Origin of the sequence: Vogesella indigofera (assembly GCF_003633895.1) — a bacterium.
Taxonomy (GTDB): Bacteria; Pseudomonadota; Gammaproteobacteria; order Burkholderiales; family Chromobacteriaceae; genus Vogesella; species Vogesella indigofera.
In genome coordinates this window covers 80,114-106,023 of sequence record NZ_RBID01000002.1, presented here as the reverse complement: position 1 = coordinate 106,023, position 25,910 = coordinate 80,114, and the positions used below count along the sequence as shown (strand labels likewise).

The following is a 25,910-nucleotide window of genomic DNA, read 5'->3' as shown; positions in this document are numbered from 1 at the left end:
TCAATTCCCCATCTCGCCCCGCCGCTGATCCAACGGGGTCGCCCGCGAGGTGCGTGGCCGCGGCCTGCACAACGCCGCTGCGGCCAACCTTGTGGCCCGCAGCTTCTATCCGATTGCCATTCCCCGTGATGCGCTTTATCTGGCTGCCAAGCCCTGCACGGCTTCCGCTTGGGGTGGTAGTTATTCGTCTGCACGGTGATCACCTGCTGTTAACGGGGTGTCACACCGCCGCGGCCGGCAGGGAGCCAGGCCGCGCTTGTCGGCCGCTATGGTTGCGGCTTGGTGAGCAGCAGCCTGTCCATCTCGTTCTCATTGAATACGCTAATGCCGTGCCCTTGCAGCAGGGCAGCCGTCACGCCGCTGCCGGGCTGTAACTGTTGGTCGAAGCGGCCGCTATGGATCTGCCGGTTGCCGCAGGACGGGCTATTGGCCTTGAGCAGTGCCTGCCGGCAGCCGTGGCGGATGGCGCTGTCGAGAGCCTGTCGCGCGCCGTCGATGAAGGCGCGGCTGACATCCTGCCCTGTCTGTGTGATAACGCGGGCGCGGCCGTCGAGTACGTCACCACCGTCACCACCGTCACCGCCACTGATTTCGGCCGCTGGACGTGGCGTCGGCAAGCCGCCCTGGCACTCCGGGCAGATGCTGAGCAGCTGATAGCGACGGGCCAATTCGAATAGCAGCGGTGATGGCATGGCCTTGCCGTGGCCGTCATACCGTACCGGTTGTCCCAGCAGGCAGGCGCTGACCAGAAGTGGCGGCTTGTTCATCATTTTTTCCCTTGTTCCTGAAGCAGGCTGGCCAGTACCTGTGTGCCATGCCGGATCGCCTGCTGGTCGACGCCGGCGTAGCCCAGTACCAGGCCTTGCTGCTGCGGCGTCGCCAGATAGTGGTGCGCCAGTGGCCGCAGCCAGACGCCCTGTGTCGCGGCAGCCTGACTCAGTGCCTGCTCCTGCACGCCGGCTGGCAGGCTGGCCACCAGGTGCATGCCGGCTTCGCCGGGCGACAAAGCCAGCCGCTCGGCAGCGGAGTCGGCCAGTGCCTGGCGCAGTAGCTGTTGCCTCTCACGATACAGTTCGCGCATGCGGCGCACGTGGCGGGCGAAGTGTCCGGCGGCGATAAAGTCGGCCAGCGCCGCCTGCACCGGATACTGCCCTTCCCGGTACAGGCGGGCATTGGCGCTGCGAAAGGCGTCGATCAACGCATCCGGCACCACCAGATAGCCAATGCGCAGGCTGGGGTACATTACCTTGCTGAAGGTGCCGACGTAGATCACCCGCTCGTCCGGTGCCATGCCCTGCAGCGCCGGCAGCGGTTGCGAGCGGTAGCGGAATTCGCTGTCGTAGTCGTCCTCTATGATCCAGGCCTGTGCCTGTTCGGCGTGCTGCAGCAGGGTCAGTCGCCGCGACAGGCTCATCACCACCCCGGACGGATACTGGTGCGACGGTGTGGTGTAGATCAGGCGTGGCGGGCGCGGATCGGCGACTAGCTGCGGCGCCAGACCTTCGGCGTCGACCGGTGCCGGCAGCAGCGTCAGGCCGGCGCCGCGGAACGCGGCATGGGCGCCAGCATAGCCGGGCTCTTCCACCCAGGCGATGTCGCCAGGGTCGGCCAGCATCCGGGCTGTCAGTTCCAGCCCTTGCTGCGCGCCGTGGGTGATCAGGATCTGTTCCGGCCGGCAGCGCACCGAACGCGACAGCTGCAGGTACTCCGCCAGTACCTCGCGCAGTGCCGGCAGGCCGCCGTCGGCGGTGTAGTTGAGCATGGCCGGATGAGCTTGCCGCTGGTGGCGCGACAGCAGCTGCTGCCAGCAGTGATGCGGGAACTGGCGGATCTCCGGCACCCCCGGGGCGAAGGCACCGCTCAGCCCCTGTGGCAGGCGGCAGCTGGCGAACAGGCTGGCGCCGCGCGCCGACAGTCCCAGGGGCAGGCGTCGTGCCGGCAGTGGCGTCTGCTGCCGCTGGCAGAACAGGTCGGTGACATAGGTGCCGGCCCCGTGGCGCGTGCTCAGGTAGCCTTCTGCCTGCAGCTGTTCATAGGCGTTCAGCACCGTGTTGCGGCCAACCTTGAGGCTGGCCGCCAGCTCGCGACTGGCCGGTAGCAGCGTGTCGCCGGCCAGGCGCCCGTCGCTGATCCACTGTCGCAGCAGCCGCATCAGCTGTCGTGACAGCCCTTCCTTGCTGTGCCGCTCCAGGCTGGCGGCCAGCGCCTCGCTGATCCATGCTGCTTGCAAAGTGGTTCCCCTTCGCCGTCATAAACTGGCCCTTGGACGGGGCCGTGAATGTTTTTACCATGAAGTGGTCGGGATACCAACGGAGCGGAAACAGAATGGATCAAATCGCGTTTTACCAGGCCAAACTGGCGTACGAGATCGACAGCTGGGATGTGGCGGAGCGGCAGAAGCAGGGCAAGGCGCTGCTGCTGGTGGATGGCCGCTCGCCGGCGGCCTATGCCGCCGAAACCCTGCCCGGCGCCATCAACCTGCCGCATCGCGGCATCACGGCAGAAAGCACCGCGCAGCTGCCGCGTGATGTGCTGCTGGTGACCTTCTGCGACGGCATCGGCTGCAATGCCTCCACCAAGACCGCGCTGAAGCTGGCCGAGCTGGGCTTTACGGTGAAGGAGTTGCAGGGCGGGCTGGACTGGTGGAAGCGTGACGGCTACCCCACGGTGGCTGGCGGTGCCAGCTGCGATATCAACACGGCCGCCGATTGCGGCTGCGGAGGTTGAACATGGACATGCAATACGATCAGTACGGCCGCGCGCTGGGCGTGACGGTGGACAACTGGCAGGGTGCCACCCCGCCGCAGCGCGTCACCCTGCAGGGGCGCAGTTGCCGCGTGGAGCCGTTCAGCCACCAGCAGCACGGTGCCGGGCTGCGCGCGGCGCTGGAGTTGGATGTGGACGGCCGCGACTGGGCCTACCTGATGCCGCGCCCGCAAAGCGATGCCGACTGGGGCAGCTGGTTCGGCATGATGGAAGACAGCCGCGACCCGCTGTTCTTCGCCATCGTCGATCAGGCCAGCGGCCAGGCGATCGGCAGCTGCAGCTACCTGCGCATCGACGCGGCGGGCGGGGTGATCGAAATCGGCTGGCTGCGTTACTCGCCGCTGCTGCAGCGTAGCGTGGCGGCCACCGAGGCGATGTACCTGCTGATGCGGCAGGCGTTCGACTGGGGCTACCGTCGCTACGAATGGAAGTGCAATACGCTGAACGCGCCGTCGATGCGCGCCGCGCCGCGGCTGGGCTTTACCTTCGAGGGCATCTTCCGTCAGGCGCGGGTGAACTGGGGGCTGAACCGCGACACCGCCTGGTTCAGCCTGCTGGACAGCGAGTGGCCGGCCAATCGTGCCGTGCTGGAAGCGTGGCTGGATGCGGCCAACTTCGACGCCGACGGCCGCCAGCGCCGCAGCCTGGACGAGTGCCGCCGCAGCCTGGCCGCGCAGACGCAGCAGGACGGCGTGCGGCTGGCCACGCTGGCCGATCTGCCGCAGCTGGCGGTGCTGTTCGACGGCTATCGCCAGTTCTACGGCCGTCACGACGATGCCGCCACCTCGCATGACTTCATCCGCCAGCGGCTGCTGCAGGGCGATACCACCATTCTGGTGTACCAGCGCGCCGGTGAATTGCTGGGCTTCACCCAGCTTTGTCCGCTGTTCAGTTCGGTTTCGGCGGCGCCGGTGTGGTTGCTGAACGACCTGTATGTGGCCGAGCACGCACGGCGCAGCGGCGCGGGGCGGGCGCTGTTGCAGGCGGCGGCCAGCGTGGCCGCGACGCAGGGCGTGGTCAGGCTGGATCTGGTGACCGCCGTCGACAATGCCGCGGCGCAGGCGCTGTACGCCAGCATGGGCTGGCAGCGCGATGTGGTGTTCCAGCGTTACCAGCTGGCACTAAATTAGCCTAACTGTTAGCTATGCTTCTGGCGTCGGAGTAAAATCGGCGGTTTTACAAGGCAGTATCGACGCCAGACGCATGAAATCCCATCCGCGCAATGTCCCGATCAAGGGCGATCCATTCATTCCCAGCCGTTTCATCTTTGGTGATGCCGTCGAAGAGAAGGGGCTGGAGCCTTACGAATACGTGATTCATACCCAGGAACCGGTGTTCGTCTGTCGTCTGGTGGGCATGGACCTGACGCCGTTTGACGGTCGCGACCAGGACGGCTTTCGCAGCGTGGTGCTGTACGACGAAAGCCATCACCTGACGCACTACGTCACCAACTCCGGTTTCCGCCTGTTCGATTTCAACTTCTGGGGCGAGATCCCGACCGCCGCGCAATTGCAGAAGATCTGCGACGAGGCGATGCAGGTCTACCAGCGACTGCAGAAAGCCTATATCGACCGCGAGGTGGCACCGAAGGAGCGTGATTTCCGCCTGGTGCCGACCGAGCCGCTGCCGCCGGCGGAGCGGCAGGCACGTATTGCCGAGCTGGTCGCTCTCAGCCGCGACGCGGTGCAGAACCCGGTGAAGCGCATCCAGCTGGCGGCGCTGGTACAGCAGGCGCTGTCCGGTGGCGACCAGGCGGTGTTTACCGAGTCGCAGCTGGCGCTGCAGACCGAGCCGCCGGCGCGCAAGCTGCTGCTGGATTGCGCCCACGACACCATCGCCTTTCCCGAGGTGATGCGGCCGGACGGCAATGTCGCCTCCTACGAGCTGTGGGCGTTCCCGGTGGTGTTCTCGCGGGCGCAGGGCGGGGTGTGGTGGCACTTCCCGTTGCTGGAGCAGGTGGAGCCGCAGCTGGCCGAGGCGCTGACGCTGGCGCCGGAAACCATCCTGTGGATGTCGCCGACCATCTTCACCGTCGACAGCCTGGCCGAGCGCAGCTGCCAGTCGCTGGTGCATCTGGCGCCGACCATGGACGCCGGTTGCGACCTGGCGCTGCACGACGTCGCCGCCTCGCGCGCCAGTTTCGAGGCCGCCTCCACCGTCAACGAGCCGCAGCTGGTGCTGGCGTGGCTGCCTTTCATCGTCGAGCGTGGCAAGTTGCCGCTGGCGCAGGTGCGTCGCCACGCGCGCGAGGCGCTGGACGCCACCATGCCGCTGGTGCAGCAGGCGCTATCGGCGGAAATGGTGTACGGCGAGGCCGAGCTGTTCATGCCGCTGCCGTGGTGGGAGGCGCTGGCCGCCGGTACCGCCGCCTACAACCGCAAGCGTTTCGCGCTGACCATGGCGGTGCTCTCCGGCAGTGAACTGCCTGACGGGCTGCACGCCGAGGCGGAATACCAGCCGGAACACCAGGCCTACGATGTGCGCCTGCTGGGCGGCTCGCAGCAGCTGCTGGCCCATACGCCGTGGCTGCTGACGCCGGACCTGAGCCCGGATCGCAGTCTGGTGTGGCAGGACCTGCAGTCCTGCCTGCAGCAGGCCGGGATTCCGGTCACCGAGCACGCGCCGAAGCTGCATTGAGCGGCACCGCCGCCTGTCATCGCCAACCGTTGCCGAGGGGTATCGAGCCGGGTCATGTTCAAGAGTGTGCTGTTGTCGACGCTGCGCCTGCGCCTGCTGGTGCTGGGCGGCCTGTTCCTGGCGCTGCTGCTGCTGCTGGCCGGCGGCAGCGCCTATGTGCAGAGCCGCAGCGCGCTACGCGAGGTGCAGGCGCGCAGCCTGGAAGCCTTGGCCGCAAGGTTGGCCGCCGATGTCGACGACCGCGTGCGCACGCGGCAGGTGCTGCTGGAGCAGGCTGCGGCCAACCTGCAGCTGGCGCCAGAGCAGTTCGAGCAGCAGGGCGCAGAGCTGATTGCCCGCTTCCGCTATCTGAAGGGCATGTTCAGCAGCGTGCTGCTGTACGACCGCAAGGGCAATGTCATCGCCGACTACCCGGGGTTGCCGGGACGGCTCGGTCTCAATGTCGCCGATCAGGACTACTTCCGCGCCACCCGCGACTCCCTGCGGCCGCAGGTATCGGAGCCGGTGCCGATGAGTGGCGGGCTGAAGCGCACCGTGATCGTGTTCACCGCGCCGGTGTTCAGCGCCGAGGGCCAGCTTGCCGGGGTGCTCGGCGGCAGCCTGGAATTGTATTCGCCGGAGTTCTTCGGCGAACTGAAAAACATCGCTATCGGGCAGGGCGGTTTCCTGACCATCCATAGTGTACGCAGCCAGCTCGCCATCCTGCACGCCGATGCCGGCGACAGCATGCCGGTGGCGACGGCCGACCCGTTGCTGCAGCGTGCCCTCGGCGGCGCCGCTGGCCAGGCCGCGGTGGGCGACAGCCATGGCGTGCCGGCGCTGCAGGTCTACCAGCGGCTGCGCAATGTGCCGTGGCTGCTCGGGGTGGTGCTGCCGCTGCACGAGGTAATGCAGCCGGCGCGCGTGCTGGGTGGCCACTACCTGTTGCTGCTGCTGGTCGCGCTGCTGCTGTCGTTGCCGCTGGCGTGGTGGGGCATGCGCCGCCTGCTGCGGCCGCTGGGCCGGTTGCAGAACCAGCTCACGGTGCTGCAGCGTGACCCCTACGCCACGACAGCGGCGCTGGGCTGCCGCGAGCTGCAGCGCATCGCGCACGAGGTCGCGGCCGCCTGCCGTCGCCGCGCCGACTGCGAGCAGCAGCTCGCCGCGCGCGACGCGCTGTTCAGCACCCTGAACGAGGTGTCGCCGATGGGGGTGCTGGTGGTGGATGCGCAGGCGCGCCTGCAATCGCTCAATCCGGCCAGCATGCGTGTCGCCGGCTTGCCGGCGGCGGAGATCGGCAACTGGCTCGGCCGTCACTGGCTGGACGAGATCCACCCCGACAGCCTGCCGCAGGTGGCCGGACAGTGGCAGCAATTGCTGGCCACCGGCAGCGGCTTCGAGTTGCTGTGCCGGCTGCGGCATCGCGACGGCTGCCGGGTGATGGTGGAGCTGCGCTTCAGCGAGCTGGCCGCCAGCGGCGGTGAACGCCGCTTCCTCGGCCTGGTCAGCGATGTCAGCGCCCGCGAGGAGGCGCGCGGCCACCTGCAGGCCGAGCGTGAGCGCAGCCTGCTGCTGCTGGGCTCGATCAGCGACGCGGTGGTGCTGACCAACCGCATGGACGAGGTGGAATACGCCAACCCGCCGGCGCTGGCGCTGTTCGGGGTGCCGGCCTCGGACGTGCTTGGCCGCCTGCTGGGCGTGTTCATGAATCTGGTCAGCCCGGAGACCGGACTGGCGGTGCCGCTGCGCGACATCGAGCGCGATGCCGCCGGCAAGACGCTGGCGCTGGATCTGCTCAGCCGCGACATGCGGGTGCAGCCGGTGCTGCTGACGCTGTCGGTGATGGCCGGCAGCGGCGCGCTGCAGGGCTACAAGGTGGTGGTGCTGCGCGACGACGGCGAACGGCAGCAGCGCATGCAGCAGCAGCGCTGGGAGGCCAGCCACGACGTGCTGACCGGATTGCGCAACCGTCGCGGTTTCCTTGCCGCGCTGGGCGAGGTGCTCGACGACAACCGCGTGCACTACCAGCCGCACGTGCTGGCGATGATCGATCTCGATCATTTCAAGGCGGTCAACGACAGCGCCGGCCAGCAGGGCGGCGACCTGCTGTTGCAGGATGTGGCGCGCATCATGCAGCAGCAGGTGCGCAGCAGCGACATCGTCGCCCGCCTCGGCGGCGACGAGTTCGCCATCCTGCTGTGCCACTGCGAGCTGGAAGTCGCCGAGCGCATGCTGCGCGAGCTGCTGCAGGCGATCGACGCCCACATCGTCTATCTGGGCGAGCGCGCGTTCCGCATCAGCGCCAGCATCGGCGTGACCATGATCCAGCCGCAGGACGAGCGGGCGCAGCCGGTACTGTCCCGTGCCGACGACGCCTGCTACCAGGCCAAGCAGCGTGGCCGCAACTGTCTGGTACTGCACGCCGGCAAGCTCTGACACCGGCGCCGCGGGTTTGCGGCGCACCAATGACAAAGCCGGTGTCATGGACACCGGCTTTGTTATGCACAAGGTTGGCCACAAGCGGCCAGCCCGTTTGCGTCTTACTGGTCGATACCGCCCAGCAGCACGTACTTGATCTCGAGGTAGTCTTCGATGCCGTACTTGGAGCCTTCGCGGCCGAGGCCGGACTGCTTCACACCGCCGAACGGTGCCGCCTCGTTGGACAGGATGCCGCTGTTGACGGCAACCATGCCGTATTCCAGGCCTTCGGACACGCGGAAGATGCGGCCGATGTCGCGGGCGTAGAAGTAGGACGCCAGGCCGAACTCGGTGTCGTTGGCCATCTGGATCGCCTCGGCTTCGGTCTTGAAGCGGAACACCGGTGCCAGCGGGCCGAAGGTCTCTTCCCTGGCGACCTTCATCGCCGGTGTCACGCCGGTGATCACTGTCGGTTCGAAGAAGCTGTGACCCAGCGCATGGCGCTTGCCGCCGGTCACCAGCGTGCCGCCCTTGGCCAGCGCGTCGGCGATGTGCTCTTCCACCTTGGTCACCGCGTTCTGGTCGATCATCGGGCCCTGGGTGATGCCGGCCTCCAGGCCGTTACCGACGTTGAGTTTGGCCACTGCGGCGGCGAATTTCTCGGCGAAGGCATCGTAGACACCGTCCTGGACCAGAATGCGGTTGGCGCAGACGCAGGTCTGGCCGGCATTGCGGTACTTGGAGATCATCGCGCCCTCGACGGCGGCGTCGAGATCGGCATCGTCAAACACGATGAACGGCGCGTTGCCGCCCAGTTCCATCGACACCTTTTTCACGGTCTCGGCACACTGGCTGATCAGCTTGCGGCCAACCTCGGTGGAGCCGGTGAAGGAGAATTTCTTCACCGTGTCGCTGCCGGTGAGCACGCCGCCGATTTCGGTGGAGCCGCCGGTCAGTACCGAGAACACGCCAGCCGGAATGCCGGCACGCTCGGCCAGCACGGCGATGGCCAGTGCCGACAGCGGGGTCTGGCTGGCCGGGCGTACCACCATCGGGCAGCCGGCGGCCAGTGCCGGGGCGGCCTTGCGGGTGATCATCGCATTGGGGAAGTTCCACGGGGTGATCGCGGCGGTAACGCCGATCGGCTCCTTGGTTACCAGGATGCGCTTGTCGGCGCCGGTGGACGGAATGGTGTCGCCGTAGATGCGCTTGGCTTCTTCGGCATACCACTCGATGTAGCTGGCGCCGTAGGCGATTTCGCCCTTGGCTTCCGCCAGCGGCTTGCCCTGTTCCGAGGTCAGGATCACCGCCAGGTCGTCCTGGTTGGCCATCATCAGGTCGAACCACTTGCGCAGGATGGTGGCGCGTTCCTTGGCCGATTTCTTCTTCCAGCTCTTGAAGGCTTCGGCGGCGCCGGCGACGGCACGTTCGGCTTCGGCACGGCCCATTTTCGGCACGTGGGCGATGGTCTCGCCGGTGGCCGGGTTGCTTACCGCGATGGTCTGGCCGTTGTCGGCATCCAGCCACTCGCCGTTGATGTAGCACTGCTGGCGCAGCAGCGATGGGTCTTTCAGGTTCAGCATGGTGTGGTGTCCTTGTAGGCGATGCGGCCAACGTTGCGTGTCGCAAGGTTGGCCGCAGGCTATTTCAACGAGTGCGATCAGGCCTTGATGGCGGCAACCAGTTTCTGCAGCGCTTCATCGAAGATAGCGTCTTCGATGGTCAGCGGGAACAGGAAGCGCACCACGTTACCGTATACGCCGCAAGTCAGCAGGATCAGGCCGGCTTCCAGTGCCTTGGTCTGTACCTTCTTGGTGAAGTCAGCATCCGGCTCGTGACTGCCAGCCTTGTTGAATTCCACCGCGATCATCGCGCCGAGGCCGCGTACATCGGCGATCTGCGGGATGTCGGCCTTCAGTCCGTTCAGCACTTCCTTCAGCTGGCTGCCCAGCTTGTTGGCGCGTTCCAGCAGTTTTTCTTCCTGGATGGCGTCGATCACCGCCTTGGCCGCGGCCAGGGCCAGCGGGCTGCCGGCGTAGGTGCCGCCGAGGCCGCCCGGTGCCGGTGCGTCCATGATCTCGGCCTTGCCGACCACGGCGGACAGCGGGAAGCCGCCAGCCAGCGATTTCGCCAGCGTGGTCAGATCCGGGGCGACGTCGTAGTGGTCCATGGCGAAAAACTTGCCGGTACGGGCAAAGCCGGCCTGCACTTCGTCGGCGATCATCAGGATGCCGTGCTGGTCACAGATGCGGCGGATTTCACGCACCCACTCGGCCGGCGCGGAATAGAAGCCGCCTTCGCCCTGTACCGGTTCGAAGATGATGGCCGCCACGCGGCTGGCTTCGATGTCGTACTTGAACAGTTTCTCGATGCTGGCGATGGAGTCGGCTACCGACACGCCGTGCAGTTCATTCGGGAACACGCCGTGGTACACGTCGGACGGGAACGGGCCGAAACCGATCTTGTACGGCGCGACCTTGCCGGTCAGTGCCATGCCCATCAGCGTACGGCCGTGGAAGCCGCCGCCGAAGGCGATGATGCCAGGACGGCCGGTGGCGGCGCGGGCAATCTTCACCGCGTTTTCCACTGCTTCGGCACCGGTGGTGTAGAACGCGGTTTTCTTGGCGTGGCTGCCAGGGGTCATCGCATTCAGTTTTTCTGCCAGCTCGATATACAGCTCGTAAGGCACCACCTGGTAGCAGGTGTGGCTGAACTTGTTCAGCTGTTCGGCAACGGCCGCTTGCACCTTGTCATGCAGGTGGCCGGTATTGAGTACGCCGATGCCGCCGGCGAAGTCGATGTAGCGCTTGCCTTCGGTGTCCCAGATCTCGGCGTTCTTCGCGCGCTCGGCAAAGAAGGAACACATTACCCCCACGCCGCGCGGGGTGGCATTGGCTTTACGCTGCATCAGTTCTTGCGGACTCATGAATTTCTCCTTTAGACGGCCCTGCCTTATCTGCTGGAGATGAGCTCGCCCAGCACTGGCTAGAGTATTGACTCATTCTAAGCTGGTGTTTAGTAAAAAGCTACGGGTGATCGATAAGTTAAACATGTGTCGTCGCAAAATTACCAATCGCGCCTGGCGGAAGGCGGAGTGACGCCGCGCGCCACATTGCGGCCAACTTGTTGCAATACCTCCTCCTGATTTTTAATGCCAATTAAAAATCATATGGCATTATTTGTTGAGGATTAGCCGAGGAGGGAACAGACATGTCGCGGGTTGATGGCTTTTCACTGTTGCAACTGTTGATGACGCTGCTGCTCGGCGGCATTGTGCTGTCGTTTGCCATCCCGGCGTGGAGCGGCATGGTGCGGGACCGGGTGCTGCAGGCTTATATCAGCCGCCTGAACGTGCTGCTGTTGCGCGCCAGGAACGATGCCCTGCTGCGGCAGCGGCCGGTGTATGTCTGTGCCGTCAACATGAAGCTGAATCAGGATCCGCAGGGCTGTTTTGCCAATCCGCCGCTTAGTGCCGGTGAGCGACACTGGAGTGAGGGCGTGCTGTTGTTCCAGGATCGGGCGGGTGGCCGGCTGGCGCTCTACGACTCCAAGGAGGCGTTGCAGGTGCTGCCGCTGAAAGCTACGCCGGTGGCGCCGCAGCTGCTGGTATCGGTGCCGATGCGCATCCGCGCGCTGCCATGCTAGCGCGGCGCGGCTTCACCCTGCTTGAGCTGCTGTTGGTGCTGGCATTGCTCGGCATCCTGTCGGCGGCAGCCTTGCCGGCGTATCAGGGCTATGTGCAGCGCAGCCAGCGGGCGCAGGCGATCGCCCTGCTGCAGGAAAATGCGATCTTTCTGGAAGAGTTTTACCATCGCCACGGCAGCTACAAGCTGACGCCGACACGCTGGCCGGCGTTGCCGGTCTCGCTTTCGCCACCCGGCGGGGTGGCGCAGTACCAGCTGGCATTCGGCTCCTTGCCACGCAACACCGACGACGGTTACTACGTGCTGCGTGCCACGCGCTTGCAAGTGGCGGACGAAACGGAGGTGATTTCCCTGACGCAAACCGGGATCATCAAGCGTTGCATTCGGCGGGACGGCGTGGAGCAGTGCGAGCTGGTGCACTAGGTCGCAACAAGTGGCTGTGGCTCGCTACCGGGTGGGGAGACGTGATGGTGAATCGGCGATGGGCGCCTGGCCACAGCTTGCGGCCATCGCGCGGCGGACAGGCTGGGACTGGATTGGCGGGATGTATAGGTGTTTGCCACCTGCTCTGTGCGTGCTACAGCAAGGCGGCTCAGTGGGTGTGCTGCTGGAACAGCGGATAGTCCGGCGCCAGGCTGCGGCCAACGTGGCAGATGTGCGCCCACTCCGGGCGATGCGCCAGTTTGGCCTGCAGTGTTGCGGCCAGCTGGCAGTAGTCGTGGCTGCTTTCCAGCAGGAAGTAGGTGTGCAGCAGCAGGATGTGCGCCGGCAGGTTGTCCGGCTCGGTCCGGATGGTGTGACGCAGCACTTGTCGTGCCCGTTTGTAGCGCTGGTAGGTGAGATACACCTCGGCTTCGCCGACCGGGTCGATGCCGCGCTGCCGTGGCGGCACGAAGCGCAACTGGTGCATCAGCTCGCCCGGATGGGCAATGTCGGCAACGGTATCAAAGGCTTTGGCGACATCGGCAAGTAGGCGCAGCATGGTGATCTCTCCTCATTGGAGCAACCATTTTGCAGTGCGCTACCGGCCGCGGCAATTCGTAGAAATGCGTAGTGGTATTTACGGGGCGCTGCCGACAAAACGGCTGTTCAGGGTCTGCTCCAGGATTGCGGCAGGCAGCTTTGCGACAACAGCATGGCCCAGCGACTGCAGTAGCACGAAACGGATCTCGCCGCCTTCCACTTTTTTGTCATGGCCCATCAGTTCGATCCAGCGCGCGGTGCCCAGTGCCGGTGCGATGGTCGGCAAGCCGGCCTGCTGCAGTACCGCCTCCACCCGCGAGACCTGCGCTTGATCCAGCCAGCCCAGTTGCCGTGACGCTTCAGCCGCCAGCAGCATGCCGGCACCGACGGCTTCACCGTGCAGCCAGGTACCGAAGCCAAGGCCGGCCTCGATGGCGTGGCCAAAGGTGTGGCCAAGGTTGAGCAGGGCGCGCATGCCCTGTTCTTTCTCGTCTTGCGCCACGATATCGGCCTTCATCTTGCAGGAGTGTTCCACCGCATAGGCCAGCGCCTGCTTGTTGCGCTTGCGTAGTGAGGACATGTTCTGTTCCAGCCAGCCCAGAAACTGCTCGTCGCCCAACAGACCGTATTTGATGATCTCGGCCAGGCCTGCCGACAGTTCGCGTTCCGGCAGCGTGTCCAGCAAGTCCATGTCGGCAATCACCGCTTGCGGTTGGTAGAACGCACCAATCATGTTCTTGCCTTGCGGATGATTGATCGCGGTCTTGCCGCCGACGGAAGAGTCGACCTGTGCCAGCAGGGTGGTCGGAATCTGGATGAAGGGTACGCCGCGCTGGTAACAGGCGGCAGCAAAACCGGTCATGTCGCCAATGACGCCGCCACCCAGTGCGATCAGCGTGGTGCTGCGCTCGCAGCGGTGCGACAGCAGTGCGTCAAAAATCTGGTTCAGGGTGTCCCAGGTCTTGAAGTCCTCCCCGTCCGGCAGCACCACCGGCAGGCAGCTGATGCCGGCCTGCTCCAGGCTGCGCAGCAGTGGCTCAAGATACAGCGCCGCCACTGTGGTGTTGGTGACGATGGCCACGCGTGCTTGCTTGAGGTGGGGGGTAATCAGCTCGACCTTGCCGAGTAGCTGCTGACCGATGTGAATGGGGTAACGGGTATCGGGAAGAACAAGATCGAGCGTTTTCATGGTCAGTTGGACTTTTGGCAGGTCAGAATCTCGGCCAACTGCTGTTCCAGGCGGGCAATCAGCACGTTAACGTTTTGATGGGAGGTGTCGATGGTCAGGTCGGCCACTTCTCGATACAGCGGGTCGCGCTGGGCAAACAGCTCTTCCAGCTTGGCGCGCGGATTGCCGGTCTGCAGTAGCGGGCGGCTCTTGTCGTGCAGGGTGCGGGCCAGAATGTCGTCGATCTGGGCGCGCAGATAGATCACGGTGCCGTGACTGCGCAGCGCCAGCCGGTTTTCCGGTGCCAGAATGGCGCCGCCACCGGTGGCCAGCACGATGTTGTCCATCGCGCACAGCTCGGCAATGGTGTCGCGTTCCCGTTCGCGAAAGCGCTGCTCACCCTCGATGTCGAAGATGGTGGTGATGCGAACACCGGTGCGTTTTTCGATTTCGTGATCCGAGTCGAAAAATTGTTTGCCGGTGTGGCGGGCAAGGGTGCGGCCAACCGTGGTTTTGCCGGCACCCATCAAGCCGACCAGAAAGATATTGCCTGCCAGTTTCATGCCCAGCATTGTAAAGGAAGTGTTGGCACGCTGTCGCCTGCCCTTAGCGGGCAATCAGTTCGTTTTCGACAATCCGCGGCGTGATGAAAATCAGTAGTTCGCGGCGGTTGTTGGTGACGGACTTATTGCGGAACAGAACGCCAAGCAACGGGATGTCGGCCAGTAACGGCACTTTGTTTTCGACATTGTTTTCTTCCTGTACATAAATGCCGCCAATCACGACGGTACCGCCATTTTCGACGCGCACCTGGGTGTCGACAGTCTTGTTGTCGATGGCCGGGCCGGCATCGAGCGACAGTTTGGTATTCGGTGTGTCCTTGGTGATGTTGAGTTCCATGATGATGTCGTCTTCCGGCGTGACCTGGGGCGTCACCGACAAGCTCAGGTTGGCTTTCTTGAAGGTAGTGGTCGACTTGCCATTGTCGTCGATGGACTGGTAGGGAATTTCGGTACCTTCGGTGATGGTCGCCTTGGTGCGGTCCGCGGTCAGGATGCGCGGGCTGGACACCACCTTGCCCTTGTCCTCGGCCTGCATTGCGGACAGTTCGAGGCCAATCAGGGTGCTGGCGTTCTTGAAAATGGCGCCGATGCTTGCGCCAGCAAGGCCGGCAGGCAGGTCAATGTTGGGGTTCCATACCGAGGGTGCTCCAAGCACACTGCCGGTGCCTGGAATGGGCATGCCTGAGCCTTCTTCTCCATTCCAGTTGCCGATGGCAGTGTCGCCACCGACTTTAGTGACGCCAAGGCGTACGCCCAGATCGCGCTGGAAGTTGTCCTTGGCCTCGACAATGCGCGCCTCGATCAATACCTGGCGTAGCGGCACGTCCAGAATCTCGATGACCTTGCGCACTTCCTCGATCATTGACACGCCGGCGCGGGCAATCAGGCGGTTGGAGCGGCTGTCTGCCATCAGCGTCAGGGCGTTGTTGACAGTGGTGGCGGAGCGGGAGTTGGCGCTAGTCTCGTTGTTGTTGCTTTCCCTTTCTGTTTCCGCCACTTGGCTAAACCGACCCAGATCCTTGATCGCTTCCTTGATTTCTTCGGCGGCACGATAGCGGATGGTGAAGGTCTCGGTGATGAACGGTTCCGATGTCTTCTTGATGCGGTTGGCTTCGGCGATCTGGCGTTCGATGCTGACCAGCTCGCTGCGCGGCGCGATGCGGATGACGTTGCCGACCTGGCGTTTTTCCAGGTTTTTCTGGGTCAGGATCAGGTCCAGTGCCTGGTCCCAGGGGACGTCATTGAGGCGCAGGCTGAGGCTGCCGGTCACGCTGTCGCTGGTGATGATGTTCAGGCCGGTGAACTCGGCGATGACCTGCAGCAGCGAGCGCACGTCGACGGTCTGGAAGTTGAGCGACAGGCGTTGCCCTTTGTAATTGGTCTTGCCCTGTGCCAGCAGGTTGGCCTCGGCCTCTTCCTGCGATACGGCACGAATCTCGACCACCAGCTGGCGTTCGGTCTGGTAGGAGGAGTATTCCCAGTTGCCGCCGGACTGGATGGCAATGCGGCTGCCGCTGTTCTGGTTGACGGCATCGACGCGGCTGCTCGGGGTGGCAAAGTCGGTGACATCCAGACGCCGCTCGAGGTGGCGCGGCAGCTTGATGCCGGCCAGGTCCACGATCAGGTTGTTGCCTTCGCGCTTGATGTCCACCGGGCTGTTGCTGGTCGGCAGGTCGACGATGATGCGCGCCTCGCCTTTGCTGCCGCGGCGGAAGTCGACATTGGCCACCTGGCGGGCCATGCCAAGGTTGGCCGCAGCGGGACTGGCAAGCGGGCTGCTGTCGGCGGCGAGCGGCTTGTCGGCGGCGTTGAAGCTCACCAGCAACTGCTTGCCGTCAATGCGGGTGCTGTGTGCGCTGCTCTTGTTGAGATTGAGCACCAGCCGCGTGCGGTCGCTGCTTTCGACGATGGTGGCGGCATTGAGCAGCTCGCTGTTGAAGGGCAGCAGGTTCTTGCCGGTCTGGTTCCTGGTGTCCTTGAAGTCGAAGGCGATGCGCGGCGGGTTGATGATGGAAAAGCTGGCCGGCGTGGTTGGCGCCGCGGCAAAACTGATGGCCAGCACCGGTTCGTTCTGGCTGTTGTTGACGAGGTCGATGGCGGTGATGGCATTGGCGGCGAGCAGGGCCGGGGAGAGGCCGGCCAGGAGCAGGCTGCTGGCCAGTGTTTTCAGGTAATGCTTGTTCATGGTTTTGCCCCTTGTTCCTGCTGTAGCAGGTACAACGTGTTTTCTTGTTGTACCCACTCCCCATTGATGTTTTCCACGGTTTCTTCCAGTACCACTTCGGTCTCGCTGACTTTGCGTACGATGCCAAAGTTGGGGCCGACAAAACTGCCGGGCCGCACGCGGTATATGCCGTTGTCGGGCGTCTGGATCAGGCCGAAATACTGTTTGTTGATGCGTAGGGTGCCGGTCAGCTTGAGCTGGCTCAGCTCGTAGTTTTCCAGTACCTCGCGTGGCCGGTTGTTGTTGAACAGCCCCTTGACCTTGTTGCGCGCCAGCTGCAGCCGTGCCGGATCAAACGGCGAGCCCAGCTGGGCGCTTTGAAACTGGTAAGGCTCATAGGGCTGCAGCGGTGGCAAGGGCTCGACCTTGCCATGCAGATCCTTGCCGGCGTGTTGCATCCATTGATCGATGCTTTCCGGCTCGGCGCCGCAGGCGCTCAGTAGCAGCAGGCAGGGCAGGATGATGACGAGACGTTGGCGGGCTGTTTTCATCATGGTTTACCGGCCTTGGCCGTCTGTTCGCTGGCCTCCAGGGCACGATAGGTTTTGGCGGTGGCCTGCAGCTGCAGGCGGTCTTCCTTGGCGCCGCCGTTCGGACTCAGGGTAATGTCGCCGATGGTCACGATGCGTGACAGCTGCGCCACGTCATTGACGAAGGTCGCCAGCTCGCCATAGCTGCCGCTGAGGCGAATCTGGATCGGCAGGGTGGCGATTTGTGCCGCCTTGGTTTCGCTGCCAGGGCGGAACAGCTCGAACAGCAGGCCGCGGCCAACCCCGGCCTGGTTGATTTCGGTGAGCAGGGCAGGCATTTCCGCCTTGGTTGGCAGCTGCTTGAGTAGGGCACCAAAAGACGATTCGATCTCCTTCAGCTGGTTTTCCAGTGCGGCCAAATTGGCAACCTGGCGCTTCTTGTCGAGGAAGCTTTCCTTCAGCTGGACTTCTTTGGCTTGCTGGCGCTCGATCTGGTCCTGCAGGTCGGCAAACACAAAGTAGTAGGCCAGCCCCAGGATGGCGGCAATCATGACGACCAGACTGCTGATCTGCGGTCCGAGTGGCAAATCCGGCAGGTTTTTGAGGTCGAGTTGACGGAATTCATCCATTGTCATGGCGTTGCCCCTGGTACGGCCTGCACGGGTTGGCTGGCACTGGTCGCCGGTGTCCGGAGAGAGAGACTGAGGCTGAAGTCATTGGCGCGCACATTGTCGACCAGCGTGGAACTGACCTCGATCAGGATCGGCGCGCTAAACACCTCGGACTGCTCCAGGTTGCGCATCAGGGCCGAAACGCGGGCGCTGGACAAGGAAGTGCCGCTCAGTGCGATGGTGGTGCCGGTCTGTTTGAAACTCTTGATGAATACCCCTTCCGGCAGGGTTTTGATCAAGTGGTCAAAAATCCGGGTGGCTTCGGTGCGGCTATTCTGCAGCTGTTCAACCAGTTCCTTGCGCGATAGCAGGGCCATGCGCTGCTGTCGCAGGTTTTCGATATTGCTCAACTGCTGGTCAAGCTGGGCAATGGCCTGCTCCAGCTGCTGGTTGCGGCGCTGCTGTTCGCTGAGGGTGCTGTCCAGCCAGCTGTAGCCGGCATAGGACAGCCCCAGCCCGGTGAGGAGCGCCGCGGCCAGCATGTTCTGGAAGCGCTTGCGGTGGGCCGCCTTTTTCAGTTCGCGGTGGGGGAGCAGGTTGATCCGGATCATGGTTCAGTCGAATCTCCGCAGGGCCAGTCCGCACGCGACCAGTAACGATGGCGCATCCAGCAGCAGGTTTTTCAGCTCGACATGCGAGGAATGCGTCATGGTGGTAAACGGGTTGGCGATCATGGTGCTGATCTGGGTACGGCCAAGCACGGCATCGTCCAGTCCGGCCAGCATGCTGGAGCCGCCGGCGAGCAGGATGTAGTCGACCCGCAGGTACTGGGAGACGCTGACGCTGGTGTAGAAAAACTGCAGTGCGCGCTGGATCTCCTGTGCCAGCGAGTCGACGAACGGTCGCAGCAGCTCGTTTTCGTAGCCTTCCGGCAGCATCATGGTGCGCTTGCCGTGTTCCGACTCTTCGTGGCTGTAGCCGTAGCGGCGCTGGATGTCGCGGGTGAGCTGGCTGCCGCCGAAGGCCTGTTCGCGGTAGTACAGCTGCTGGCCGTTGCGGATCACCGAGCAGTGGATGGCGGTGGCGCCGATGTCGAACAGGGCGAAGGTCTGGTTGATGCCCTGGTCCGGCAGCTGCTGCTGCAGCTGCTCGAAGGCGGTTAGCATGGCGAAGGCATCAATGTCGACCACATCGACCTTCAGTCCCGCCATTTCGGCCACCGCCACGCGTTCCTCGACTTTTTCCTTGCGCGCGGCGCAGATCATCACGTCGAGGTCATTGCCGCTGTTGGCGGACGGGCCGAGCACCTGGTAGTCGAGGTTGACCTCGTCCAGCGGGAACGGGATGTACTGGTTGGATTCGGTTTCCACCAGCATGGCCAGGTCGTCGGGGTTCTGCGCCGCCGGCACCAGGATTTTCTTGTAGATCGCCATCGCGGTGGGCAGGGCGATGGCCACCCGCTTGCAGGACGAGCCGAGATGGCGGCGGGCGTGGCGGATGGCCTCGGCGACGGCTTCCATGTTCTGGATATTGCCTTCCACCACCGCGTCCTTGGGCAGGTGCTCGACGACGTAGCGCTCCAGCTGCGGGCCGCGGCCTGCGCTACTGAGCTCGACCAGCTTGATGGCGCTGGAGCTGATGTCCATGCCGAGCAGACCGTGCTCGGTGGTGCTCAGCAGCGGCGCCAAGGCTTTTTTCAGTCTGGAAACATCCAGTGAGGGTTTCTTGTCAAACATCGTTTTCAAGCCGCGCCTGTCGTGACTGCTGACTGGGCGCGGCCAACCTCCGGTCTTGTGGCCATTGATCGGCTGGTGGTCATCCGCGGCGCGGCTGCGATGACCGGCTGAGGCGCCGTTACGTATCGTCGCTATCTGAAAAAGGTATAATGCGCCATCCTTCTGAAAGGCAAGAGCTTCACTACCCACTTATGTTGCCACGCATTCTTTCCGTGACCGCCGGCATTATTGCCGGCCTGACCATCCTGGTGCTGGGCCTGGCCGTGATCGCCATTCTGGTGACCTATCCGCGCCTGCCGAGCCTGGATGTCCTGACCGATTACCGTCCGAAAATCCCGTTGCGCGTCTATACCCAGGACAAGGTATTAATCGGTGAATTTGGCGAGGAACGGCGTTCTTTTACCAAAATCGGCGATGTGCCACAGTTGATGAAACAGGCGGTTTTGTCGGCGGAAGATGAGCGTTTCTACCAGCATGGCGGCATTGATTACATTGGCGTAATGCGTGCCGCAGTCGGCAACATAGTATCCGGTCGCACGCATTCCGGTGCAAGCACGATCACCATGCAGGTGGCCAAAAACTTCTTCCTGTCCAGCGAGAAAACCTTTACCCGCAAATTCAATGAAGCGCTGCTCGCGTTCAAGATTGAGCACACTTTATCGAAAGACCAGATTCTCGAGCTCTATTTCAATCAAATCTATCTGGGGCAGCGTGCCTATGGCTTCTCCGCCGCGGCGCAAACCTATTTCGGGCGCCCGCTGCAAAGCCTGAGCGTGGCGGAGATGGCGATGCTGGCCGGTCTGCCGAAGGCGCCGTCCAGCTACAATCCCGTTGTCAATCCAGAGCGGGCAAAATTACGCCAAGCCTATGTTTTACGTCGTATGCATGAGCTGCGCTACATCACCGCCGAGCAGTACGAGGCGGCCAGAAGCGAGCCGTTGCGCCTTGCCATTGCCAATCCGGACACCTCGCTGCCGGCACAGTACGTGGCGGAAATGGTGCGCCAGGCGATGTACGAGCGTTACAAGGACGGTGCCTACACCGAAGGGTTTCGCGTTTTTACCACAATCGACAGTCGCCACCAGCAGTGGGCATTTGACGCGCTGCGTGCCGGCCTGATGGACTACGACAGCCGCCAGCCGTACCGCGGCCCGGAGTCGTTTGTCGACCTCAGCAAGGTGGAAGACGCCGATGTTGAGGAAACGCTGGATGAAACGCTGGCCGCGGTGCGCGACAGCGGCAATATGCAGCCGGGCGTGGTGCTGTCGGCCTCGCCGTCGGCGGTGACCGCTTATCTGCGTGGCGGCCGCAAGCTGCAGATCCGCGGCCGTGGCCTGACCTTCGCCCGTAGTGCGCTGTCGGAACGGGTGACCCCGGTGCAGCGTATTCGCCGTGGCGCGGTGATCCGCATCGTGGAGCAGGGCAATAACGTCAGCATCGTGCAGATGCCGACGGTGGAGGGCGCCTTCGTGGCGATGGATCCGGCCAATGGCGCGATCCGCTCGCTGGTCGGTGGCTTCGATTTCAACCGCAGCAGCTTCAACCACGTGACCCAGGCCATGCGCCAGCCGGGCTCCACCTTCAAGCCCTTCGTCTACTCCGCCGCGCTCGACCGCGGTTTCACGCCGTCGACCATGATCAACGACGCGCCGATCACGGTCGATCCGCAGACCATCGGCGGCCAAAGCTGGGACCCGAAGAACGATGACGGCAAATATGCCGGCATGATCACGATGCGCCGTGCACTGGCGCTGTCGAAAAACCTGGTGTCGATCCGCATCCTGATGTCGATCGGCACCGACTTCGGCCAGCAGTACGTGCAGCGCTTCGGCTTCGAGTCGAAGAATATCCCGGCCTACCTGACCATGGCGCTGGGCGCCGGCCAGGCCTCGCCGCTGCAGATGGCGGAAGGCTACGCCGTGTTCGCCAACGGCGGCTACCGCACCCGCGCCTACTTCATCGACCGCATCGAGGATGCCGGCGGCCGCCTGCTGGCGCGCACCGAGCCGGCGGTGGCGGGGCGCAACGCGGCACAGGCGATCGATCCGCGCAATGCCTACATCGTCAGCAACATGCTGAAGGACGTGGTGCGCTACGGCACCGCCAACCGCGCCACCGCGCTGGGGCGCGGCGACATCTCCGGCAAGACCGGCACCACCAACAACTTCCGCGATGCCTGGTTTGCCGGTTTCACCCCGTCGCTGGTGGCGGTGACCTGGGTCGGCTTCGACCAGCCGCGCAGCCTGGGCCGTTACGGCTACGGCGGCACCGCGGCGCTGCCGATCTGGATCAACTACATGAACAATGCGCTGAAGGGCGTGCCGGACATCGAGCTGCCGCCGCCACCGGGCATCGTGGTGCGGCCGGGCGCCGCGCTGCGTGGCAACGACGAGTACTATATGGAAGAGTTCCAGCGTACCAATCCGCAGCTGAGCATCAACAACCGCGGCACGGTGCCGGGTAGCGGCAATGTGACGCCGGACGAGACGGCGCCGGCCGAGGAAGCGGCGCCGGCGGGCGACGCGGTGGAAAACGTGAAGGAACTGCTGTTCTGAACGTTGGCCGCAGCAGCAAGACAACAAGGCCAGCGTCTGCTGGCCTTGTCGTTTTGCGGGGCGGTGCCGTTACAGCAGCGACAGCACCTGTTCCGGCGGCCGGCCGATCACGGCGCGGTCGCCGAGCAGCGCGATCGGGCGCTCCAGCAGCTGCGGATGGGTGTGGATCGCCTGCAGCAGGTGCTTGTCTTCCAGTGACACGTCGTCCAGGTGCAGGCGGACGTAATCGTCCTCCTTGCTGCGCATCATCTGGCGTGGGCTGACGCCCAGCGCCTGGCACAGCTGCTGCAGCTCCTCGATGCCGGGCGGGGTCTTCAGGTATTCCACGATCTCGAGCGGGGCGGAGCGCTCCTGTAACAGTTTTAATGCTTCTCTGGATTTCGAGCAGCGCGGGTTGTGATAAAAACGGATCATGAGTCGCTACTTTCTGCTATGTCTTGGGAGTTCTTGAACACACTGTTGTTCGTCAGTGCCGCCGTGGCGTGCTACGGTGCCGATTATATTTCCTAGCCCGTTCTTTGCCGACTATGCCCGAATCCTCCCGCCAGCGCCACGCGGTGCTGGCCCTGCTGCTTGCCGCACTGGCCACCCTCGGCCCGTTCTCCATCGACACCTTCCTGCCGGCGATGGCCGACATCGGCGTGGCGCTGTCCGCCTCGCCGCTGCAGATGCAGCAGGCGCTGTCGGTGTACCTGTTCTGCTACGCGCTGATGATGCTGTGGCATGGCGCCATTTCCGACAGCGTCGGGCGGCGGCCGGTGATCCTGGTGTCGTGCCTGTGCTTTGCCATCGCCTCGGTCGGCTGCGCGATGGCCAGCGACCTGTCGACGCTGCTGCTGTTCCGCGGCATGCAGGGGCTGTGCGGCGGTGCCGGCTTGGTGGTCGGCCGCGCCATCATCCGCGACCGTTTCCACGGCCACGACGCGCAACGCATGATGTCGCAGGTGACGATGCTGTTCTCGGTGTCGCCGGCGATTGCGCCGGTGGTCGGCGGCCTGCTGTTCGGCAGTTTCGGCTGGCGCTCGATTTTCGTGTTCATGGCGCTGCTGGGGCTGCTGCTGTTTGCCGCCTGCTGGCGCAGCCTGCCGGAGACGCTGGCGCGCGAGGTGCGCCCGCCGTTCGCCTGGCGGCAGCTGGCACGCAACTATCTGGAGGTTGGCCGCAAGCGCGAATTCCAGCTGCTGGCGCTGGCGGTGTCGTTCAACTTCGCCGGCTTCTTCCTCTATATCCCGTCGGCGCCGGTGTTCGTGATGCAGCATCTGGGGCTGGGCCACGACCAGTTCATCTGGATGTTCGGCCCGGCGGTGGGGGGCATCATGCTCGGCGCCTTCCTGTCCGGGCGGCTGGCCGGGCGGCGCAATGCGCGGCAGCTGGTGTCGCTGGGCTACGGCCTGATGTTCGGCGCCGCGGCGCTCAACGTGCTGTCGGCGTGGCTGCTGCCGCCGTCGGTGTGGAGCAGTGTGCCGCCGCTGGCGCTGTATTCGACCGGGATGTCGCTGTCGGCGCCGTCGATCACCATCGTGCTGATGGACCAGTTCCCGCACCTGCGCGGCACGGTGTCGTCGATGCAGGGCTTCACCCAGACCATGTTCTCCAGCCTGATCGCCGGGGTGATCGCGCCGCTGGTGTGGACGTCGACGCTGTCGCTGGCGCTGACCATGAGCGGCCTGCTGCTGGTCGGCTTCCTGCTGCGCAGCGCCTACCGCCGTCGCGTCAGCTGCGCGGCGTAAGCAGCGCACCGCGAGCCGCTGCGCCGGCGTGATCCGGCGTGGGCATCGGTCAAAACGGGCGCATTGATATCAATAGCCACGGCGCGTTGTTGGCCAATGCCGGCTGCTCTGACGCTGGCGCGCGAGAGCGGGAGCCGCTCGCTCAGCTGGCGGCGGCCTGCACCAGCACCGGCTGCAGCACGCGGATCACCTCCTGTGGCGACAGGCCGAGCAGGAAGCCGCGCTTGCCGCCGTTGATGTAGATCTTGTCCAGCGCGGCGATGCTGGCTTCCATGTACACCGGCATGCTGGCGCGAGTGCCGAACGGGCTGGTGCCGCCGACCTGGTAGCCGCTGTGCTTGTCGGCGGTCTTGGCGTCGCAGGGGCTGATCTTCTTGACGCCGGCCTGCTTGGCCAGCATGCCGGTGCCGACCTCGCGGTCGCCGTGCATCAGCACGATCAGCGGCTTCTTGTGCTCGTCTTCCATGATCAGGGTCTTGATCACGCAGTGCTCGTCGACACCCAGCTCGCGCGCCGAGACGCGGGTGCCGCCTTTTTCCTCGTACTTGTACAGGTGTTCGCTGTAGCTGACCTGATGCTGGCGCAGCAGGCGGATGGCCTGGGTGACCGGGGCTTTCTCTTTCGACATGATGCGGAGTCCAGTGCAAGACGCCGGCTATTTTACCCGTGCGGCCAACGTTGGCCGCAAGTATCGCCATACTCGCCACAGCAGCAGCACGGCGAGAATGGCGGCATAGATCAGCGGCGACTGGAGGTCGCGCTTCACCAGCCACAGGTAGTGCAGCACCCCCAGCGGCGCGATGACGTAGACCAGGCGGTGCAGCTTGCCCCAGTTGCGCTTCAGGCGGCGGATCCAGCCGTCGCTGGAGGTGATCGCCAGCGGCAGCAGCAGCCCGAAGGCGAGCATGCCGACGGTGATGAACGGCCGCTTGACGATGTCGCGCACGATGGCGGCCCAGTCGAAGAACTGGTCCAGCCACAGATAGGTCAGCAGGTGCAGGCAGGCGTAGAAGAACGCGTACAGCCCCAGCATGCGGCGCAGGCGCAGCAGCCAGCCAGGGGCGCCCAGCGCGCGCAAGGGCGATACGCACAGCGTGAGCAGCAAGAAGCGCAGCGTCCAGGTGCCGAGGCCACGGGTCAGGTCCTCGATCGGGTTGACCGCCTGGCCTGCCAGCGTGTGCCACAGCAGCTGCGCCAGCGGCAGCAGGCAGACCAGGAACAGCAGCCCCTTGATGGCGGAGAACAGGCGCGGGCCGGGCTGTTGCCAGTGCAGGGCCAGCGGCTTGGCGAGGATGGTGCTGTCGGCCATGTCAGAAGTTCCGTCGCAGGTCCATGCCGCGGTACAGGCCGGCGACCTGCTCGCCGTAGCCGTTGAACGGCAGCGTCTTGCGCTTGAAGAATTCGCCGATGCGGCGCTCGGTCGCCTGGCTCCAGCGCGGGTGGTCCACCGCCGGATTGACGTTGGAGTAGAAGCCGTACTCGTTCGGCGCCGCCATGTTCCAGCTGGTCGGCGGCTGCTTTTCCAGCAGGTGGATGCGGCTGATCGACTTGATGCTCTTGAAGCCGTACTTCCACGGCACCACCAGCCGCACCGGCGCACCGTTCTGGTTCGGCAGCAGCTCGCCGTAGAGGCCGACGGCGAGGATGGTCAGCGGGTGCATCGCCTCGTCGATGCGCAGCCCCTCGCGGTACGGCCAGTCCAGCACCCGTCGCGCCACGCCCGGCATCTCGCCGGGGCGCAGTGCGGTTTCGAACGCCACGTACTTGGCGCGCGAGGTCGGCTGTACCTGTTTCAGCAAGTCGGCCAGCGGGAAGCCGATCCACGGGATCACCATGCTCCAGCCCTCGACGCAGCGCAGGCGGTAGATGCGCTCCTGCAGCTTCATCTTCAGCAGGCTGTCGATGTCAAACGTGCGCGGCTTGGTCACCTCGCCGTCCACCGTCACCGTCCACGGCCGTGTCTTCAGCCGCCGGGCGTACAGCGCCGGCTCGTCCTTGCCGGTGCCGAATTCGTAGTAGTTGTTGTAGCTGGTGATGTCGTCGCGGCTGTTCGGCTTCTCGCTGGTCGACAGCGGGCTTTTCGTCGCCGGCAACGCGGCGATGGCCGACACCGGCAGCAGCAGCCCGGCGCTGCCGGCCATGAACTGGCGGCGGTTGAGGTAGACCTCCTGCGGGGTGATGTCGGTGGAGGACAGGCGGTCGGTCAGGGTCTTGATGAGCATAGTGGTGATCTCGTGGGGGAACATGCCTTAGAACCTGTTCACGATCTGCTGCGCTTCGGCGATACCGCGTTAAAAACGGCTTCGGAATGCTCATTTACTACTTGTAAACTCCGCTTCCTCAGCCGTTTTCGCCTTGTCTCGCTCTAGCTCGCGAGATCGTAAACACGTTCCTTAGTCGTGGCATTCCGCCTGATCTGACAGCCGCCGGCAAAAACAGTTGCGCG

At 64.3% G+C, this 25,910-nt stretch carries 24 protein-coding genes; 8 read left to right on the top strand and 16 right to left on the bottom strand.

The features are described 5' to 3' along the window. Positions 1-266: 266 nt before the first annotated feature. Both C8E02_RS01280 and pdxR read right to left on the bottom strand, forming a co-directional pair. Positions 267-770 (bottom strand): 2-thiouracil desulfurase family protein, encoded by a 504-nt coding sequence (locus C8E02_RS01280; protein WP_245961030.1) that lies wholly within the window; start codon positions 768-770, stop codon positions 267-269. Beyond that, positions 767-2,230: a MocR-like pyridoxine biosynthesis transcription factor PdxR gene (gene pdxR, locus C8E02_RS01275; protein WP_120809356.1), complete on the bottom strand. Its 1,464-nt coding sequence runs from the start codon at positions 2,228-2,230 to the stop codon at positions 767-769. Before pdxR ends, C8E02_RS01280 begins: the two co-directional genes overlap by 4 nt. Before the next feature lie 95 nt (positions 2,231-2,325). Between pdxR and C8E02_RS01270 the strand changes: the two genes are divergently transcribed. From C8E02_RS01270 to C8E02_RS01255, 4 genes are all read left to right on the top strand, one after another. Continuing rightward, positions 2,326-2,727: a rhodanese-like domain-containing protein gene (locus C8E02_RS01270; RefSeq protein WP_120809355.1), complete on the top strand. Its 402-nt coding sequence runs from the start codon at positions 2,326-2,328 to the stop codon at positions 2,725-2,727. Positions 2,728-2,729: 2 nt separating this feature from the next. After that, positions 2,730-3,896 (top strand): GNAT family N-acetyltransferase, encoded by a 1,167-nt coding sequence (locus C8E02_RS17560; protein WP_120809354.1) that lies wholly within the window; start codon positions 2,730-2,732, stop codon positions 3,894-3,896. Positions 3,897-3,969: 73 nt separating this feature from the next. Beyond that, the gene (locus C8E02_RS01260) at positions 3,970-5,403 is read left to right on the top strand and encodes a hypothetical protein (protein WP_120809353.1); all 1,434 of its coding nucleotides are present in this window, start codon (positions 3,970-3,972) and stop codon (positions 5,401-5,403) included. A 54-nt stretch (positions 5,404-5,457) separates the two neighbouring features. Continuing rightward, complete coding sequence (locus C8E02_RS01255) at positions 5,458-7,818, top strand: diguanylate cyclase domain-containing protein (protein WP_120809352.1); 2,361 nt, start codon at positions 5,458-5,460, stop codon at positions 7,816-7,818. Positions 7,819-7,922: 104 nt separating this feature from the next. Here the strand turns inward: C8E02_RS01255 and gabD are convergent, their stop codons facing one another. After that, complete coding sequence (gene gabD, locus C8E02_RS01250) at positions 7,923-9,383, bottom strand: NADP-dependent succinate-semialdehyde dehydrogenase (protein WP_120809351.1); 1,461 nt, start codon at positions 9,381-9,383, stop codon at positions 7,923-7,925. 77 nt (positions 9,384-9,460) lie between these two features. Next, on the bottom strand, positions 9,461-10,726 hold the full coding sequence (gabT, locus tag C8E02_RS01245; RefSeq protein ID WP_120809350.1) for a 4-aminobutyrate--2-oxoglutarate transaminase: 1,266 nt from the start codon (positions 10,724-10,726) through the stop codon (positions 9,461-9,463). A gap of 284 nt (positions 10,727-11,010) precedes the next feature. Between gabT and C8E02_RS01240 the strand changes: the two genes are divergently transcribed. Both C8E02_RS01240 and C8E02_RS01235 read left to right on the top strand, forming a co-directional pair. After that, positions 11,011-11,445 (top strand): pilus assembly FimT family protein, encoded by a 435-nt coding sequence (locus C8E02_RS01240; protein WP_147424406.1) that lies wholly within the window; start codon positions 11,011-11,013, stop codon positions 11,443-11,445. Continuing rightward, on the top strand, positions 11,439-11,867 hold the full coding sequence (locus C8E02_RS01235) for a type IV pilin protein (RefSeq protein WP_120809348.1): 429 nt from the start codon (positions 11,439-11,441) through the stop codon (positions 11,865-11,867). The genes C8E02_RS01240 and C8E02_RS01235 overlap by 7 nt, the downstream gene beginning before the upstream one ends. A gap of 169 nt (positions 11,868-12,036) precedes the next feature. On the opposite strand, the gene C8E02_RS01230 is transcribed toward C8E02_RS01235, so the two are convergent. From C8E02_RS01230 to C8E02_RS01195, 8 genes are all read right to left on the bottom strand, one after another. After that, the gene (locus C8E02_RS01230) at positions 12,037-12,426 is read right to left on the bottom strand and encodes a type IV pilus assembly protein FimV (protein ID WP_120809347.1); all 390 of its coding nucleotides are present in this window, start codon (positions 12,424-12,426) and stop codon (positions 12,037-12,039) included. Between the two features lie 78 nt (positions 12,427-12,504). After that, positions 12,505-13,596 (bottom strand): 3-dehydroquinate synthase, encoded by a 1,092-nt coding sequence (gene aroB / locus C8E02_RS01225; protein ID WP_120809346.1) that lies wholly within the window; start codon positions 13,594-13,596, stop codon positions 12,505-12,507. 2 nt (positions 13,597-13,598) lie between these two features. Continuing rightward, on the bottom strand, positions 13,599-14,147 hold the full coding sequence (gene aroK / locus C8E02_RS01220; protein ID WP_082133827.1) for a shikimate kinase AroK: 549 nt from the start codon (positions 14,145-14,147) through the stop codon (positions 13,599-13,601). A gap of 34 nt (positions 14,148-14,181) precedes the next feature. Continuing rightward, positions 14,182-16,323, bottom strand: a complete 2,142-nt coding sequence (locus C8E02_RS01215) for a type IV pilus secretin PilQ (protein WP_120809345.1) — start codon at positions 16,321-16,323, stop codon at positions 14,182-14,184. After that, positions 16,320-16,856: a pilus assembly protein PilP gene (locus C8E02_RS01210; protein WP_245961029.1), complete on the bottom strand. Its 537-nt coding sequence runs from the start codon at positions 16,854-16,856 to the stop codon at positions 16,320-16,322. The genes C8E02_RS01215 and C8E02_RS01210 overlap by 4 nt, the downstream gene beginning before the upstream one ends. Then, the gene (locus tag C8E02_RS01205; RefSeq protein WP_120809344.1) at positions 16,853-17,467 is read right to left on the bottom strand and encodes a type IV pilus inner membrane component PilO; all 615 of its coding nucleotides are present in this window, start codon (positions 17,465-17,467) and stop codon (positions 16,853-16,855) included. Before C8E02_RS01205 ends, C8E02_RS01210 begins: the two co-directional genes overlap by 4 nt. Then, positions 17,464-18,054: a PilN domain-containing protein gene (locus C8E02_RS01200; RefSeq protein ID WP_120809343.1), complete on the bottom strand. Its 591-nt coding sequence runs from the start codon at positions 18,052-18,054 to the stop codon at positions 17,464-17,466. The genes C8E02_RS01205 and C8E02_RS01200 overlap by 4 nt, the downstream gene beginning before the upstream one ends. A gap of 3 nt (positions 18,055-18,057) precedes the next feature. Then, a complete protein-coding gene (locus tag C8E02_RS01195) occupies positions 18,058-19,179 on the bottom strand; it encodes a pilus assembly protein PilM (protein WP_120809342.1) in 1,122 nt (373 codons plus the stop codon). Between the two features lie 212 nt (positions 19,180-19,391). Here C8E02_RS01195 and C8E02_RS01190 point away from each other — a divergent pair, with 212 nt between their 5' ends. After that, positions 19,392-21,734: a penicillin-binding protein 1A gene (locus C8E02_RS01190; protein WP_238377366.1), complete on the top strand. Its 2,343-nt coding sequence runs from the start codon at positions 19,392-19,394 to the stop codon at positions 21,732-21,734. Between the two features lie 69 nt (positions 21,735-21,803). Here the strand turns inward: C8E02_RS01190 and arsC are convergent, their stop codons facing one another. Next, on the bottom strand, positions 21,804-22,148 hold the full coding sequence (gene arsC, locus C8E02_RS01185; RefSeq protein ID WP_120809341.1) for an arsenate reductase (glutaredoxin): 345 nt from the start codon (positions 22,146-22,148) through the stop codon (positions 21,804-21,806). A 113-nt stretch (positions 22,149-22,261) separates the two neighbouring features. On the opposite strand from arsC, the gene C8E02_RS01180 reads away from it, so the two are divergent. Beyond that, positions 22,262-23,464 carry a multidrug effflux MFS transporter gene (locus C8E02_RS01180; RefSeq protein ID WP_120809340.1) on the top strand — a complete coding sequence of 401 codons (1,203 nt, stop codon included), beginning with the start codon at positions 22,262-22,264 and terminating at the stop codon, positions 23,462-23,464. A gap of 142 nt (positions 23,465-23,606) precedes the next feature. On the opposite strand, the gene ybaK is transcribed toward C8E02_RS01180, so the two are convergent. Genes ybaK through msrP form a run of 3 tightly spaced genes read right to left on the bottom strand, consistent with a single transcriptional unit; the run spans position 23,607 to position 25,686 of the window. Further along, entirely contained in the window at positions 23,607-24,092 is a 486-nt protein-coding gene (ybaK, locus tag C8E02_RS01175) for a Cys-tRNA(Pro) deacylase (protein WP_120809339.1), read from the bottom strand. A 27-nt stretch (positions 24,093-24,119) separates the two neighbouring features. Further along, positions 24,120-24,773 (bottom strand): protein-methionine-sulfoxide reductase heme-binding subunit MsrQ, encoded by a 654-nt coding sequence (locus tag C8E02_RS01170; RefSeq protein WP_120809338.1) that lies wholly within the window; start codon positions 24,771-24,773, stop codon positions 24,120-24,122. 1 nt (position 24,774) lies between these two features. Beyond that, on the bottom strand, positions 24,775-25,686 hold the full coding sequence (gene msrP, locus C8E02_RS01165) for a protein-methionine-sulfoxide reductase catalytic subunit MsrP (RefSeq protein ID WP_120809337.1): 912 nt from the start codon (positions 25,684-25,686) through the stop codon (positions 24,775-24,777). Between the last annotated feature and the right edge of the window lie 224 nt (positions 25,687-25,910).

Excerpts from the sequence above, each read along its gene's own strand:
- C8E02_RS01235 (WP_120809348.1), top strand. The coding sequence starts at position 11,439 with ATGCTAGCGCGGCGCGGCTTCACCCTGCTTGAGCTGCTGTTGGTGCTG.
- C8E02_RS01230 (WP_120809347.1), bottom strand. The coding sequence starts at position 12,426 with ATGCTGCGCCTACTTGCCGATGTCGCCAAAGCCTTTGATACCGTTGCC.
- aroB (WP_120809346.1), bottom strand. The coding sequence starts at position 13,596 with ATGAAAACGCTCGATCTTGTTCTTCCCGATACCCGTTACCCCATTCAC.
- C8E02_RS01205 (WP_120809344.1), bottom strand. The coding sequence starts at position 17,467 with ATGACAATGGATGAATTCCGTCAACTCGACCTCAAAAACCTGCCGGAT.
- msrP (WP_120809337.1), bottom strand. The coding sequence starts at position 25,686 with ATGCTCATCAAGACCCTGACCGACCGCCTGTCCTCCACCGACATCACC.
- C8E02_RS01170 (WP_120809338.1), bottom strand. The coding sequence starts at position 24,773 with ATGGCCGACAGCACCATCCTCGCCAAGCCGCTGGCCCTGCACTGGCAA.
- C8E02_RS01210 (WP_245961029.1), bottom strand. The coding sequence starts at position 16,856 with ATGATGAAAACAGCCCGCCAACGTCTCGTCATCATCCTGCCCTGCCTG.
- C8E02_RS17560 (WP_120809354.1), top strand. The coding sequence starts at position 2,730 with ATGGACATGCAATACGATCAGTACGGCCGCGCGCTGGGCGTGACGGTG.
- arsC (WP_120809341.1), bottom strand. The coding sequence starts at position 22,148 with ATGATCCGTTTTTATCACAACCCGCGCTGCTCGAAATCCAGAGAAGCA.
- C8E02_RS01270 (WP_120809355.1), top strand. The coding sequence starts at position 2,326 with ATGGATCAAATCGCGTTTTACCAGGCCAAACTGGCGTACGAGATCGAC.
- C8E02_RS01180 (WP_120809340.1), top strand. The coding sequence starts at position 22,262 with ATGCCCGAATCCTCCCGCCAGCGCCACGCGGTGCTGGCCCTGCTGCTT.
- C8E02_RS01200 (WP_120809343.1), bottom strand. The coding sequence starts at position 18,054 with ATGATCCGGATCAACCTGCTCCCCCACCGCGAACTGAAAAAGGCGGCC.
- C8E02_RS01255 (WP_120809352.1), top strand. The coding sequence starts at position 5,458 with ATGTTCAAGAGTGTGCTGTTGTCGACGCTGCGCCTGCGCCTGCTGGTG.
- C8E02_RS01260 (WP_120809353.1), top strand. The coding sequence starts at position 3,970 with ATGAAATCCCATCCGCGCAATGTCCCGATCAAGGGCGATCCATTCATT.
- C8E02_RS01215 (WP_120809345.1), bottom strand. The coding sequence starts at position 16,323 with ATGAACAAGCATTACCTGAAAACACTGGCCAGCAGCCTGCTCCTGGCC.
- C8E02_RS01195 (WP_120809342.1), bottom strand. The coding sequence starts at position 19,179 with ATGTTTGACAAGAAACCCTCACTGGATGTTTCCAGACTGAAAAAAGCC.
- aroK (WP_082133827.1), bottom strand. The coding sequence starts at position 14,147 with ATGCTGGGCATGAAACTGGCAGGCAATATCTTTCTGGTCGGCTTGATG.
- gabD (WP_120809351.1), bottom strand. The coding sequence starts at position 9,383 with ATGCTGAACCTGAAAGACCCATCGCTGCTGCGCCAGCAGTGCTACATC.
- C8E02_RS01240 (WP_147424406.1), top strand. The coding sequence starts at position 11,011 with ATGTCGCGGGTTGATGGCTTTTCACTGTTGCAACTGTTGATGACGCTG.
- gabT (WP_120809350.1), bottom strand. The coding sequence starts at position 10,726 with ATGAGTCCGCAAGAACTGATGCAGCGTAAAGCCAATGCCACCCCGCGC.
- ybaK (WP_120809339.1), bottom strand. The coding sequence starts at position 24,092 with ATGTCGAAAGAGAAAGCCCCGGTCACCCAGGCCATCCGCCTGCTGCGC.
- C8E02_RS01280 (WP_245961030.1), bottom strand. The coding sequence starts at position 770 with ATGATGAACAAGCCGCCACTTCTGGTCAGCGCCTGCCTGCTGGGACAA.